13 protein-coding genes and 1 other annotated feature are annotated in these 13,768 nt (G+C 45.3%); of the genes, 8 read left to right on the plus strand and 5 right to left on the minus strand.

The genetic code is table 11. The annotated features are described in order from the left end of the window. Positions 1-222 precede the first annotated feature (222 nt). The 3 genes from rluB to rnm form a co-directional block, all read right to left on the minus strand. A complete protein-coding gene (rluB, locus tag AB4263_RS05240; protein WP_017055112.1) occupies positions 223-1,257 on the minus strand; it encodes a 23S rRNA pseudouridine(2605) synthase RluB in 1,035 nt (344 codons plus the stop codon). Between the two features lie 159 nt (positions 1,258-1,416). After that, positions 1,417-2,037, minus strand: a complete 621-nt coding sequence (locus AB4263_RS05245) for an L-threonylcarbamoyladenylate synthase (protein WP_009848751.1) — start codon at positions 2,035-2,037, stop codon at positions 1,417-1,419. Positions 2,038-2,099: 62 nt separating this feature from the next. After that, positions 2,100-2,954: an RNase RNM gene (gene rnm / locus AB4263_RS05250; RefSeq protein ID WP_017061496.1), complete on the minus strand. Its 855-nt coding sequence runs from the start codon at positions 2,952-2,954 to the stop codon at positions 2,100-2,102. A gap of 120 nt (positions 2,955-3,074) precedes the next feature. Between rnm and AB4263_RS05255 the strand changes: the two genes are divergently transcribed. The 8 genes from AB4263_RS05255 (at position 3,075) to AB4263_RS05290 (ending at position 11,798) form a co-directional block, all read left to right on the plus strand. Continuing rightward, positions 3,075-3,200, plus strand: a complete 126-nt coding sequence (locus tag AB4263_RS05255; protein ID WP_009848753.1) for a trp operon leader peptide — start codon at positions 3,075-3,077, stop codon at positions 3,198-3,200. Continuing rightward, positions 3,147-3,261, plus strand: a sequence feature (Trp leader region). Its footprint overlaps the gene before it by 54 nt. A gap of 125 nt (positions 3,262-3,386) precedes the next feature. After that, the gene (locus AB4263_RS05260) at positions 3,387-4,976 is read left to right on the plus strand and encodes an anthranilate synthase component 1 (protein ID WP_017063545.1); all 1,590 of its coding nucleotides are present in this window, start codon (positions 3,387-3,389) and stop codon (positions 4,974-4,976) included. Between the two features lie 2 nt (positions 4,977-4,978). Next, entirely contained in the window at positions 4,979-5,569 is a 591-nt protein-coding gene (locus AB4263_RS05265) for an aminodeoxychorismate/anthranilate synthase component II (RefSeq protein ID WP_010438041.1), read from the plus strand. A gap of 9 nt (positions 5,570-5,578) precedes the next feature. Beyond that, complete coding sequence (trpD, locus tag AB4263_RS05270) at positions 5,579-6,574, plus strand: anthranilate phosphoribosyltransferase (RefSeq protein WP_372097797.1); 996 nt, start codon at positions 5,579-5,581, stop codon at positions 6,572-6,574. A gap of 25 nt (positions 6,575-6,599) precedes the next feature. Beyond that, a complete protein-coding gene (gene trpCF, locus AB4263_RS05275; RefSeq protein ID WP_136982011.1) occupies positions 6,600-8,039 on the plus strand; it encodes a bifunctional indole-3-glycerol-phosphate synthase TrpC/phosphoribosylanthranilate isomerase TrpF in 1,440 nt (479 codons plus the stop codon). A 131-nt stretch (positions 8,040-8,170) separates the two neighbouring features. Then, the gene (gene trpB / locus AB4263_RS05280) at positions 8,171-9,361 is read left to right on the plus strand and encodes a tryptophan synthase subunit beta (RefSeq protein WP_060982409.1); all 1,191 of its coding nucleotides are present in this window, start codon (positions 8,171-8,173) and stop codon (positions 9,359-9,361) included. Continuing rightward, positions 9,361-10,167, plus strand: coding sequence for a tryptophan synthase subunit alpha (gene trpA, locus AB4263_RS05285; RefSeq protein WP_102332470.1), 807 nt, complete (start codon positions 9,361-9,363; stop codon positions 10,165-10,167). The genes trpB and trpA overlap by 1 nt, the downstream gene beginning before the upstream one ends. Positions 10,168-10,478: 311 nt before the next feature. Continuing rightward, complete coding sequence (locus AB4263_RS05290; protein ID WP_372050086.1) at positions 10,479-11,798, plus strand: dicarboxylate/amino acid:cation symporter; 1,320 nt, start codon at positions 10,479-10,481, stop codon at positions 11,796-11,798. A gap of 102 nt (positions 11,799-11,900) precedes the next feature. Here AB4263_RS05290 and AB4263_RS05295 read toward each other — a convergent pair whose 3' ends face one another. Then, entirely contained in the window at positions 11,901-13,208 is a 1,308-nt protein-coding gene (locus tag AB4263_RS05295; protein ID WP_017083908.1) for a TRAP transporter large permease, read from the minus strand. 21 nt (positions 13,209-13,229) lie between these two features. Then, positions 13,230-13,709: a TRAP transporter small permease gene (locus AB4263_RS05300; RefSeq protein WP_004736522.1), complete on the minus strand. Its 480-nt coding sequence runs from the start codon at positions 13,707-13,709 to the stop codon at positions 13,230-13,232. Positions 13,710-13,768: the final 59 nt, after the last annotated feature.

Raw genomic sequence — 13,768 nt, forward strand, 5'->3', positions numbered from 1 at the left:
TACGAGATACGAGATACGAGCAGATTATAGATGCGCCTACACGAGATAAGAGATGCGAAGAGCATGCTTACTGCCGATTATGGCAGTATGTTTTCGATACTCGATTACTCGCATCCCGAATCTTTTATTTCTTCTAGACGTAAAAAAACCTGCTCAATGAGCAGGTTTTTTAGTATTCAGTGCTTTTAGCTAATGAAGCTTTACGCGCAATAAATTACGTAATTACTGACGTGTTCTTGGCTTAGCTGGTTTAGCCGGACGACCGTTGTTCAGTTTAGGCTTACTTTTGTTAGCCTGAGGTTTGCCTTTGTTTGCAGCTGGAGCGCTACGACCTGAATCAGGTGTTGTAGTACCGCGAGTTGCAGGCTTCTTACGCTTAGTTTGGTTGCTACGGCCTTTTGGTGCGTTTGCACGCTCTTCGTGACGCTTAACAGCGCGACGAATTTTTTGGCTACGAGAACGCTCACGCTTACGAGAAGTGTTTGAAGGATCAAGATCCAACAGTGTCTCTTTCTCAGGCTTAAGCTCAACAAGCTCACGCAAGTAGTTAACTTCTTGAAGATCTAGCTCTTTCCAACCGCCACGAGGCAGTTTCTTATCAAGGTAGATATCACCGTAACGTACACGTTTCAGGCGGCTTACTGTTGTTTCTTGTGATTCCCAAAGACGACGAACTTCACGGTTACGACCTTCGTTAATCGCTACATAGAAAGTATGGTTCATACCTTCACCACCAGCGTAAACCACATCTTCAAAACGAGCCATGCCGTCTTCTAGTTGTACGCCACGAGTAACGTTTTTAACTTTCTGCTCAGTCACTTCACCGAATACACGTACTAGGTACTCACGTTCAACCTGACGGCTTGGGTGCATTAGACGGTTTGCAAGCTCACCATCAGTAGTGAAAAGCAAAAGGCCTGATGTGTTTGCATCAAGACGACCAACTGAAATCCAACGAGAACCACGGATCTTAGGTAGACGATCGAAAACAGTACGGCGGCCTTCAGGATCGTGACGAGTACAAAGCTCACCTTCAGGTTTGTAGTAAGCAAGTACACGACAAACCACTTCTTCAGAAGCCTTGCCTGAAACAGTATGGCCATCGATACGGATCACTGAGTTCTCGTCTTCAAGACGCTCGCCCAGTTTCGCAACTTGACCGTTAACACTTACACGACCAGATTTGATTAAACCTTCTAGTTCACGACGAGAACCGTGACCAGCTCGCGCTAAAACCTTCTGTAATTTTTCGCTCATTTACTCTTTTCTACCTAATTGTCGTCTTCACAGACGTCGAATGAATTTTTCGCGACCAAATCGCGGTCGCGTATTATCGCAAATAACCTGCCAAAAAGCACTTGTTATTTACTGTGGCAGGTTTGCTGTATCGTTACAGACTGTTAATCAGTAAAGCGATTATTCAAACGGCGCAGGATCGCCAGCACCACGACGTAGAACCACGGCATCATCGTCACTGAAGTCAATAACGGTCGTCGGTTGCTCACCTAAGTAACCGCCATTCAAAATCACATCAACCGCATGCTCTAGGCTGTCACGAATTTCTTCTGGATCCGACTCTGTAGTCTCGTTACCCGGAAGAATCAGAGACGTCGACATCAGTGGTTCGCCCATCGCTTCCAACAGGTCGAGTGCAATCTTGTTGTCTGGGACACGAATACCAATCGTTTTACGCTTGGCGTTCATCAAACGCTTTGGCACTTCTTTAGTTGCTTTAAAGATAAACGTGTAAGCACCTGGCGTGTGTGCTTTCAGCAGACGGAAAGCCACGTTATCAACGCGTGCATACAGTGATAACTCAGAAAGATCACGGCATAACAAGGTGAAATTGTGCTTGTCATCGATGCGACGAATTTTACAGATACGTTCAAGTGCTTGTTTGTTTTCAAGCTGACAGCCCAGCGCATAACCGGAATCTGTTGGATAAACCACAACGCCGCCATTGCGAATAATCGCAACCGCTTGAGTAATTAAGCGTGCTTGTGGGTTATCTGGGTGTACATAAAAAAACTGGCTCATTGTTGATCCTCGTTATCGAATCTCTCGACTCTATCATCAGAAGGAGCTGGCTCACCTAAAGACTATTCAGATGGTGAAACCGTTTGAAACTCCCAATCTTTCCATACTTCTTCGACCCCAGAAGGTAGCCAGAGATTGCGTCCAAGTTCCATCCACGGAGATGGGTAATGGAAATCACTGCCTTGGGAGGCTAATAGTTTGTATTGTATAGCATAATCCGCGAGTGTGCGTCTTTCTTGTTGCGCTTGCTGAGGTTGAGCTACTTCCATCGCATCCCCTTTCGCTTCAACAAATGCCGCTAGCAGGCGCTTAACCCACTTGGCTGTAAGTCCATATCGCCCAGGGTGAGCGAGTACGGCTTGTCCACCAGCAGCATGAATAGCCGTGACAGCATCACTCATTGAACACCAAGTTGGCGGCACATAACCTGGGTTATTACGAGTAAGAAACTTTTTAAACACCTGCTGCATAGTTTTCGCATAGCCATTGTCGACTAGCCACTTAGCAAAGTGAGCGCGAGTGATTGGTGCATCACCCGCAATCAATTTAACTTCTTCTAACACCCCTTCACGAGTCGCTTTCTCAAGACGGTGAGCGATCATCTCAGCACGCCCAATACGGTGTTGCTTCTGTTGTTCAATGAGCGCTTTGAGTTCTGGTGACTCAGGATCAACGTTTAACCCAACAATATGGATATCTTTGTTTTGCCAAACAGTCGAAATCTCAATGCCGTTTATCAACTGAATAGGAAGGTTGTTATCCGCAATGTAGCTGCGTGCTTCAGCAAGCCCATCAGTCGTGTCATGATCTGTAATCGCTAGCGCTTCGATGTTAAAGCCAAGCGCTCGGTCAATTAGCTCAGGTGGAGTAAGTCGGCCATCTGAGGCTGTTGTATGACTATGTAGATCAATTCTCATATATTCTTTTTCATTGTTTTCAATTTTTATCGTTATATTTGTGCCAACACACTTGACCCGCAAGCAGAAAACTAGTTAACTAGTACACAAATACGAAGTATCACATTTGATAGGTTCACCATGTTACAAGAATTTAACCAAAACCATAAAGATAAAGTTTTAGAACTTTCTTCAGTAGAAGCAAGTTCAGAGCTTAATTGGTGGCGCACTTGGACAAGTTCTTGGTGGGCTAACGTGTACTTCTAATTAAACAGTTTGTTTATAAAAAAGTTATCACTAAGCCCGCTTTAATAGCGGGCTTTTTAATTTGTCGAACATCTCACATTCAACTGACTAACAAATCATCGAATTGACCATATTCTAGATTGGGTGAAAGGTATCTTTATGCGACTATGTACGGCAGGAAATTTAAAGAATCATAAAGGAGGTCTTGTGAACAAGGCCATTGAAATCAAAAAGCTGGGAACCATTGAGGTCATCAATTCCTCAGTTCCTTACTCGCAAGATCCAACCAGCGTTTTTCATACTTTGTGTGAAAACAAAACTGATAGTCTTTTGTTGGAATCTGCCGAGATTGAATCCAAACAGAACCTGACAAGCCTACTCCTTATCGACTCTGCTGTTCGCATCGTATGTCGCGGACATGAAGTAACCTTTCAAGCATTGACTGAAAACGGTCAAGCGCTTATCGAACATCTCACTCAAAACGTGAAAGCAGAAATTAAATCTGACCTTACTGATAACGTTTTGACGCTGACTTTTATCGAACCAAGCAACGAATTAGACGAAGACTCACGTTTAAGAGAAGCCTCTTCATTCGATGCACTGCGTTTGGTTCAGCACAGCTTTGAGCAAGACGCGGATAACAAACACGCATTATTCATGGCGGGCTTATTCGCTTACGACATCGTGGCAAACTTTGAGCCACTAGGTGATGCTGAAGCAACCAACAATTGTCCTGACTTTGTATTCTACGTAGCTGAAACACTATTGCGTTTCGATCATCAAGAGAACGAAGGCCTACTTCACGCGAGCTTATTTGCTCAAGATGACAACATCAAAGCGCAATTAACTGACCGTCTAGCCGACATTCAAACTCAGTGTCAGTCCCTGAAAGCCATCACTGAAGTAACGCCGTTAGACAACGTTGAAGCTGTACCTAGCGTTTCAGATGAAGACTTCTGCCAAACGGTTCGTGATTTAAAAGAGTACGTAGTTAAAGGCGATGTATTCCAAGTGGTACCTTCACGCCGCTTCACTCTACCTTGCCCTGCCCCACTGGCGGCTTATAAAGAACTCAAACAAAGCAACCCAAGCCCTTACATGTTCTACATGCAAGACGAGCTGTTTACTCTGTTCGGTGCATCTCCAGAAAGCGCGCTGAAATACGAGACAGAAACCAACCAAATCGAGATCTACCCGATTGCTGGTACTCGTCGTCGTGGTAAGCGCCCTGACGGTCAAATCGATTTCGACCTAGACAGCCGTATCGAGCTTGAACTGCGTACCGACAAGAAAGAAAACGCCGAGCACATGATGCTAGTTGACCTAGCGCGTAACGATGTGGCACGTATTGCCGAAGCTGGCACTCGCCACGTAGCAGACTTACTGAAAGTAGACCGCTACAGCCATGTAATGCACTTGGTTTCTCGTGTTGTTGGTCAGCTCCGTGAAGACTTAGATGCTCTGCACGCTTACCAAGCTTGTATGAACATGGGCACGCTAACGGGCGCACCAAAAATCCGCGCAATGCAGCTTATTCGTGACGTAGAAAAAACGCGTCGTGGTAGCTACGGTGGTGCAGTCGGTTATCTAACCGGTGAAGGGACTCTAGATACTTGTATCGTAATTCGCTCTGCTTACGTTGAAGATGGCGTAGCACAAGTACAAGCTGGCGCTGGTGTGGTATTCGATTCAGACCCACAAGCAGAAGCCGATGAAACTCGCGGCAAGGCACAAGCGGTTATCTCAGCGATTCAAGCAGCTCATACTAAGAACCTGACAAATAAGAAGGAGTCGTAATCATGGCTGATATTGTATTCATCGATAACTTCGACTCGTTCACTTACAACCTTGTAGACCAATTTCGTTCATTAGGTCACAGCGTAAAAATTTACCGTAACAACATTCCTGCAAAAGTAGTTGAAGCGGCGATCAACGAACTAGACAACCCTGTTGCACTGCTTTCGCCAGGCCCTGGCGCTCCAGCAGATGCGGGCTGTATGCCAGAGCTGATTCAGCTTCTAAAAGGTAAAGTGCCAATGATTGGTATTTGCTTAGGCCACCAAGCGATTGTTGAAGCCTATGGCGGCACCGTTGCAGGCGCTGGCGAAATCATTCATGGTAAGGTGTCGATGATGGAACACCAAAACCATGCGACTTACCAAGGCTTACCTTCGCCATTGGCTATCGCTCGCTACCACTCTTTAGTGGCAACGCATGTATCTGATAGCCTAACGGTGACCGCTGAAGTAGATGATTTGGTGATGTCTGTGGTTCAAGAACAAGACAAGGTGTGTGGATTCCAATTCCACCCTGAATCAATTATGACGACCTACGGTGCAACGCTTCTAGCAAACGCTATCGAATGGGCTCTTGAGAAAAAGACGATATAGGAAACGATCATGGAACAGATTAATAAACTTTACGAACAGCAGTCTCTTACTCAAGAAGAAAGCCAACAGTTATTTGATGTGATCATCAAGGGTGAACTAGACCCAATCTTGATGGCTTCTGCGCTAACTGCACTGAAAATCAAAGGCGAAACGCCCGATGAAATTGCAGGCGCAGCAAAAGCACTACTTGCGAATGCAAACCCGTTCCCGCGCCCTGATTACGATTTCGCAGACATCGTAGGTACAGGTGGCGACGGTCACAACACCATCAATATCTCGACGACTTCTGCATTTGTTGCCGCAGCGTGTGGCTTAAAAGTCGCGAAGCACGGTAACCGCAGCGTATCGAGCAAATCAGGTTCTTCTGACCTATTGGATTCGTTCGGTATCAACCTAGCGATGACAGCTGAAGACACACGTACGGCTGTTGATGAACTTGGCGTAGCATTCCTATTTGCTCCGCAATATCACGTTGGTGTACGTCACGCGATGCTGGTTCGTCAAACAATGAAAACGCGCACTATCTTCAATATTCTTGGCCCACTGATTAACCCTGCTCGCCCTAACATCGAGCTAATGGGTGTTTACAGCAAAGAGCTGGTACGCCCTATCGCAGAAACCATGCTGCAAATGGGCATGAAGCGTGCAGCTGTTGTGCACGGTAGCGGCCTAGATGAAGTAGCGATTCACGGCGAGACTATCGTTGCTGAGATTAAAGATGGCAAGATTCACGAGTACACAGTGACTCCGGCTGACTTTGGTTTGAACACTCACCCTCTTGAAGCAATCAAGGGCGGTGAGCCAGAAGAGAACAAAGCCATCACAACCGATATCCTAACGGGTAAAGGCACTGAAGCCCAAGTTGGCGCAGTAGCCGTGAACGTTGCTCTATTGATGCGTCTATTTGGTCACGAAGATTTAAAAGCCAACGCACAGCAAGCGATTGACGCGATGAACTCTGGCAAAGCGTACGAGCTTGTACAAAAGCTTGCTGCACACGCCTAACGAACGACGAATCGAGACAAAGAACATGACACAGACTACCGATAAACTGTCGACCCACGTTTCAGTCAAAGAAGCTGAAATGGCGGAAGTATTAGCAAAAATCGTTCGTGATAAATACCAATGGGTTGAAGCACGTAAGCAGACTCAACCATTAGACGAGTTTAAAGCGTCACTAACTGCAACAGACCGCAGCTTTTATGACGCTCTGAGCGGAGAACAAACGGTTTTCATCACTGAATGTAAAAAGGCCTCTCCGTCAAAAGGTTTAATCCGTGACGAGTTTGACCTCGACTACATTGCTTCTGTTTACAACAACCACGCAAACGCGATTTCTGTGCTGACAGACGAGAAGTACTTCCAAGGTGACTTTGAGTTTTTACCTAAAGTTCGCAGCATTGCTAAGCAGCCTATCCTGTGTAAAGACTTCATGGTTGATACCTACCAAGTGTATCTAGCTCGTCATTACTCAGCTGATGCTATCTTGTTAATGCTATCGGTATTAGATGACGAAGAGTACAAAGCGCTGGCGGAAGTCGCTCACTCACTCAACATGGGTGTATTGACCGAAGTCAGCAACGAAGAAGAGCTTCACCGTGCAGTCGCTCTAAACGCTAAGGTGATCGGCATTAACAACCGTAATCTTCGTGACCTTTCGACTGATTTGAACCGTACTAAAGAGTTGGCGCCGCTGATTCGCGAACTGGCTCCAAACGCAGTTGTGATTTCAGAGTCTGGCATCTACACACATCAACAAGTTCGTGACCTTTCAACGTTTGCAGATGGCTTCCTAATCGGTAGCTCTCTAATGGCAGAGAAGAACCTCGAGCTTGCGGTACGCAAAGTAACACTGGGTGAAAACAAGGTGTGTGGTTTAACTCACTCTGACGATGCAGCAAAGGCTTATCAAGCTGGTGCGGTATTCGGTGGTCTGATATTCGTTGAAGCATCTAAGCGTCATGTGGATATCGAAGCGGCTCGTTTGACTATGAGCGGCGCACCTTTGAACTACGTGGGTGTGTTCCAAAACCACAGCGTTACTGACGTTGCGAAAACGGTTTCTGAGCTAGGCCTGTTCGCTGTGCAATTGCACGGTGATGAGTCTCAAGCGTTTGTCGATGAGCTAAAACAGTCACTACCTGAAAGCGTTGAGATTTGGAAAGCTTACGGTGTTGCTCCCGATGCTGAGAGCTCGCTACCAGAATTACTGGAAAGCAACGTGACTCGTCACCTGCTAGATACTAAAGTGGGTTCTCAAACTGGTGGCACAGGCCAAGTGTTCGATTGGAACCTAATCAACAACCAAAGCACAATCATGTTGGCGGGTGGCCTAAACCCAGAAAATGCTAACCAAGCCGCTAAGTTGGGTTGCTTAGGATTAGACCTAAACTCTGGCGTTGAATCCGCTCCAGGAAAAAAAGACGCAGACAAACTGCAACGTGCTTTTGCAGCGATTCGCAATTACTAGTCCAAACTCGGCGCTAGAAATTAGAAAGCAGAAACTAAAAACATATTTGTGAGCTTTGCCTTTTGCGAAGCTCAAACAAGATTAAATGACTTGGTGTGAATACACATCAGTAGAATTGAAGGAATAACACAATGGCTAAACTCGATGCCTACTTTGGTGAATACGGTGGTCAATACGTACCGCAGATCCTAGTGCCAGCACTAGACCAACTTGAACAAGCATTTATCGATGCACAAGCCGATCCTGAGTTCCGCAGCGAATTCATGACGCTTCTTCAAGAGTACGCTGGTCGTCCAACGGCACTAACGTTGACTCGTAACCTAACTAAAGGCACAAAAACCAAACTGTACCTTAAGCGTGAAGATCTACTTCACGGTGGCGCCCACAAGACAAACCAAGTACTTGGTCAAGCATTGCTAGCAAAACGTATGGGTAAGCAGGAAATCATCGCTGAAACTGGGGCAGGCCAACACGGTGTGGCAACGGCTCTAGCGTGTGCTCTACTAGGTCTTAAGTGTCGTGTATACATGGGTGCGAAAGACGTTGAACGTCAAAGCCCGAACGTGTTCCGTATGAAGCTAATGGGCGCAGAGGTTATCCCTGTTCATTCTGGCTCTTCAACGCTAAAAGATGCATGTAACGAAGCGCTACGTGACTGGTCGGCAACTTATGAAGACGCGCACTACCTATTGGGTACTGCAGCGGGCCCTCACCCATTCCCAACGATTGTTCGTGATTTCCAACGCATGATTGGTGAAGAAACGAAGAACCAAATTCTAGCTCGTGAAGGTCGCCTTCCTGATGCAGTTATCGCGTGTGTCGGCGGTGGTTCAAACGCTATCGGTATGTTCGCGGATTTCATTGAAGAAGAGTCTGTACGCCTAATCGGTGTAGAGCCTGCTGGTAAAGGTATTGATACCGACCAACACGGCGCGCCGCTTAAACACGGTAAAACTGGTATCTTCTTCGGTATGAAAGCACCACTGATGCAAGATGAGAATGGTCAAGTAGAAGAGTCTTACTCTGTATCTGCGGGTCTAGACTTCCCATCAGTTGGCCCTCAACACGCGCACCTAAATGCTATTGGCCGTGCTGAATACGACAACGTAACCGATGACGAAGCACTAGAAGCTTTCCAAGCTATCGCACGTAACGAAGGTATTATCGCAGCGCTAGAGTCATCTCATGCTTTGGCTCATGCAATCAAAATGGCTCACGATGATCCAGAGAAAGAACAGCTATTAGTCGTTAACTTATCTGGCCGTGGCGACAAAGACATTTTCTCTGTACACGACATTCTTAAAGAGAAAGGAGCATTATAATGGATCGCTATCAATCACTCTTCACTCGCTTAGCTGAAAAGAATCAGGGCGCATTCGTACCATTCGTAACAGTTGGCGATCCTAACCCTGAGCAATCGCTTAAGATCATGGAAACTTTGGTTGAAGCGGGTGCAGATGCACTTGAGCTTGGTATTCCATTCTCCGATCCGCTTGCAGATGGCCCGACAATCCAAGGTGCAAACATTCGTGCGTTAGATTCTAAAGTCACGCCAGATGTGTGTTTTGATCTTATTGGTCAAATTCGTGCTAAATACCCAGAGCTACCAATCGGCCTACTGATGTACGCAAACTTGGTGTACGCACGTGGTATCGAGAACTTCTACGAGCGTTGTGCTAATGCAGGTATCGATTCAGTATTGATTGCTGATGTACCAACCAACGAGAGTGGCGAGTTTGTTGCTGCAGCTAAGAAGTTTGGCGTTCACCCAATCTTTATTGCTCCACCAACAGCAAGTGATGAGACGCTTCAATCGGTTTCTGAGCTAGGGGGTGGTTACACTTACCTACTTTCTCGTGCTGGCGTAACGGGTGCAGAAACCAAAGCAAACATGCCTGTGACTGCCCTACTTGATCGTTTGAACAAGTTTGATGCGCCACCAGCACTGCTTGGTTTCGGTATCTCGGCTCCTGAACAAGTGAAAGAAGCAATTGTAGCTGGCGCTGCTGGTGCTATCTCTGGCTCAGCAGTTGTGAAAATCATTGAAAACAACGTTGAACAACCAGAAGCAATGCTTAAAGCACTTGCTGAGTTTGTTACACCAATGAAAGCGGCAACGCAAAAATAATAAATAGGCTCCCACTAGTGCGATAATTTGCGCTGTGGGAGTTTTTCTCCGAGAACACGTCCAAACCCTCTCAATTGTTAAATTTCTGATAAAAACAACACCTCATACAAACCCGTAGCACATCTATAATACCCCACCCAAATATCACTACCATTTATAAAAATAATGATAAATCAAAAAAGCAATCGTTTGCTTTAGCGTAAAAAATCATCAAATGACATTTGATTACTGCTTTTTGGTGTTCTTTCATCTCTGCTCATATTGATAAATGTAAAGGATACGTGTAAAACTTCTCGCGAAATATTAATCCAATGGTACATCGTACATTGGTGAGTAGTTCTGGGATTTTTATATTTAGTAGCACAGAGGTTATGGAAGTGTTAAAAGAAAAGAGTTTACTAAGCAACATCGGCGTTCAAGTCGTTATTGCAATGATCATCGGTACCCTAGTCGGTGCGATGATGGGTGACAGCGCAACTATGTTCGCTCCACTGGGTGCTATCTTCATCAATTTGATCAAGATGCTGGTTATCCCTCTAGTCGCGGTTGCCCTAATTTCAGGTGCTGCTGGTCTAGGCAACAGCTCATCAGCAGGTAAAGTGGGCGTGACCACTCTAGGTTACTTTGCACTAACGTCTGCACTTGCTGTAGCACTAGCGCTAGTAATGGGTGAAATATTCGAACCGGGTCGTGGTATCGATGTTTCTGGCGTTGAAGGCATGTTCTCTTCTGAATACGCTGCGAAAGGCGAACTTCCAACGTTCTGGGCAACCATCACGGGTATGATCCCGACCAACGTTTTCCAATCACTGAATGAAGCAAACATTCTGCAAATTCTAGTCTTCTGCTTATTCTTCGGTATTGCGATTTCTAAACAAGCGAAAGAGAAACGTGACCCTATCATCAATGGCGTAAACGCGATTGTTGACGCTATGGTTTGGATGATCAACAAGGTTATGATCATTGCACCACTTGGCGTATTCGGCCTAATGGCAGAAGCTGTGGGTACATTCGGTTTTGGCGCACTTATGGTTGTGTTCAAACTGTTCGTTGTTTACATCGCTGCGATTCTAATCTTCGGCTTTGTTGCTTACCCGCTAATGATTCAAATCTTCACTAAGACTTCTGCGAAGAAGTTCCTAGTGGCGATGAAGAAGCCTCAAGCGGTTGCACTATCAACAGCATCTTCAATGGCGACACTGCCAGTAACAATGGAAACGGTAGAGAAAGAACTTGGCGTTCGTAACTCTACGGCTTCATTCGTTCTGCCTCTTGGTGCGACGATCAACATGTCTGGTAACGCAATTTACTACGGCCTAGTTGCTATCTTCTTCGCACAGCTGTTCAACATCGACCTTTCTATGGGTGCTTACGTTGCTATCATCGTAACGTCTACCCTAGGTGCAGTTGGTCAAGCAGGTGTTCCTGGTCCTTCTTTCCTAGTGGTTGCAGTTCTTCTAGCGGCTGGTATCCCTATCGAAGGTCTACCTCTGTTGTTCGCTCTAGACCGTATCTTCGACATGATCCGTACTGCTCTGAACATCACTGGTGATGCAGCATGTGCAGTCATCGTTGATTCTCTAATCGAAGACGAAGCGAAAGAAACTGAGCTACAAAAACAGCAAGCGTAATATTAAGCTTCAGTTTTGATTGATAAAAAAACCGCCTTCACACAGGCGGTTTTTTATTAGGTGATGATCAATATTGAGTCGGTAAACCTTACCCTTGTTAGGCTAATTGATGAGTCCAAACGCACGAGGCAGAGCCAAACTAATTTCAGGAATAAAAGTAATAGCCAACAGTGTGACGATCAGTACGGCACAAAACGGCATGATACTTCTTATAACATTCTCAATCTTAGAGCCACTGACACTACAACCCACAAATAGCGCCGTGCCAACGGGTGGCGTTGCAATACCAATACATAAGTTGAAGATAATCATCATCGCAAAGTGAATTGGATGCATGCCTAAGTGCTCAGCAATCGGCATAAAGATAGGGGTAAAGATCAATACGGCTGGCGTAAGGTCCATAAACATACCCACAATCAGTAGAATCAGGTTCATCAGAATAAAGATGATAATTGGATTGTCTGAAATAGAGAGCATCCAATCGCTGATCATGGTTGGTAGACCGGTAAACGCCATAGCCCATGACATGATGGTAGAAGCACCAATCAAAAACAGCATAATGCCAGTGACCTGAACGGTTTCTCTACAAATTATCGGGAAGTGTGCCCATTTGAGGGTTCGGTAACAGAGTGACAGTATAAAAGAGTAAAGAACCGCTATACATGCCCCTTCTGTTGCAGTGAAAACACCACCAATAATACCGCCAATAACCACTACAATAAGCCCTAAGCTGGGCGTTGCTTGCCAAACAATATTCAGCACATCTTTCGCTGTGAAGCCGTCATTGGCACTTGTTTTATAGCCTTTCTTTTTAGCGATGAAATAGGCGACGACCATACAACTTAAGCCCATTAGAATACCTGGGACATAACCTGCGATAAACAACGCCGCAACGGATGTTCCGCCCGATACTACTGAAAATACGATCAGTGAATTACTCGGCGGTATTAGTAAGCCTGCTGGGCAGGATGCAACGTTTACTGCTGTTGCTAAGTTTTTATCATAGCCATCTTTTTCTAATTCAGGACCTAAGGTTTTACCAACCGCAGCCGCTGCTGCAACGGCTGATCCTGAAACAGCGCCAAACATCATATTGGCGAAGATGTTCACGTGAAAAAGTGAGCCCGGAATCCAACCAACCAAGAGCTTTGCAAGGTTGATAAGTCGACTCGCGATGCCACCAACATTCATTATATTCCCAGCGAGGATAAAGAAAGGGATAGCTAATAAACTGAAACTATCGATACCGGTAATGATTTTTTGACCCGCAGTAATACTCGCGACTTCAAACGGTAATATGAAATACATGATCGTTAAAGATGACATGGCAATTGCAATCGCAATCGGCATGCTTATCGCGATCATGAATAAGAATAGGCCTAGCAGCCAAACACCAATGGACAAATCCATAATATAGAGTCCTTTTAAAACTTATTTTTTGTTGGGTTCACAAAAAAGATCAAACGTATTCATGACCAAATAAATGAGGATAATAACGGCTGAAATCGGCAATATTGAATACACCGTCGACATCGGTAATTGCAGTGCTGGAGAGAGTTGTTGTGTGGTTCTTCCCATTAGGGCGATGCCACCTTGAAGCATTGCTAGAAATACAAATGCGCCAGAAATGATATTGATGAGTACATGTAATGCGATATGTGCTTTACCCTTAAGATAACCATCCAATAACGTTATTGCTAAGTGTCCTTTGATACCGAATAAGTAGCTTGCTCCTAATAAGCCAAGCCATACCATCGCATAACGAGCAAGTTCATCAGTCCAGTTACTTGGATCATTCAAAACATAACGACTAAAGACCTGCCAAGTGACAGTAACGACAAGTAACATTAGTGCAAAAGAAGAGACAAAAAGAATCAGCCTATCAAGTAGGTTTCTGAAAGTTGCTAACATGGTGTGATACCTCAAAAAATTTTGCCTTAGCAAAGCCAAGGCAAAATTATATTTTCACT

The sequence above is a fragment of the Vibrio sp. 10N.261.55.C5 genome (genome assembly GCF_041470505.1).
GTDB lineage: Bacteria > Pseudomonadota > Gammaproteobacteria > Enterobacterales > Vibrionaceae > Vibrio > Vibrio crassostreae_C.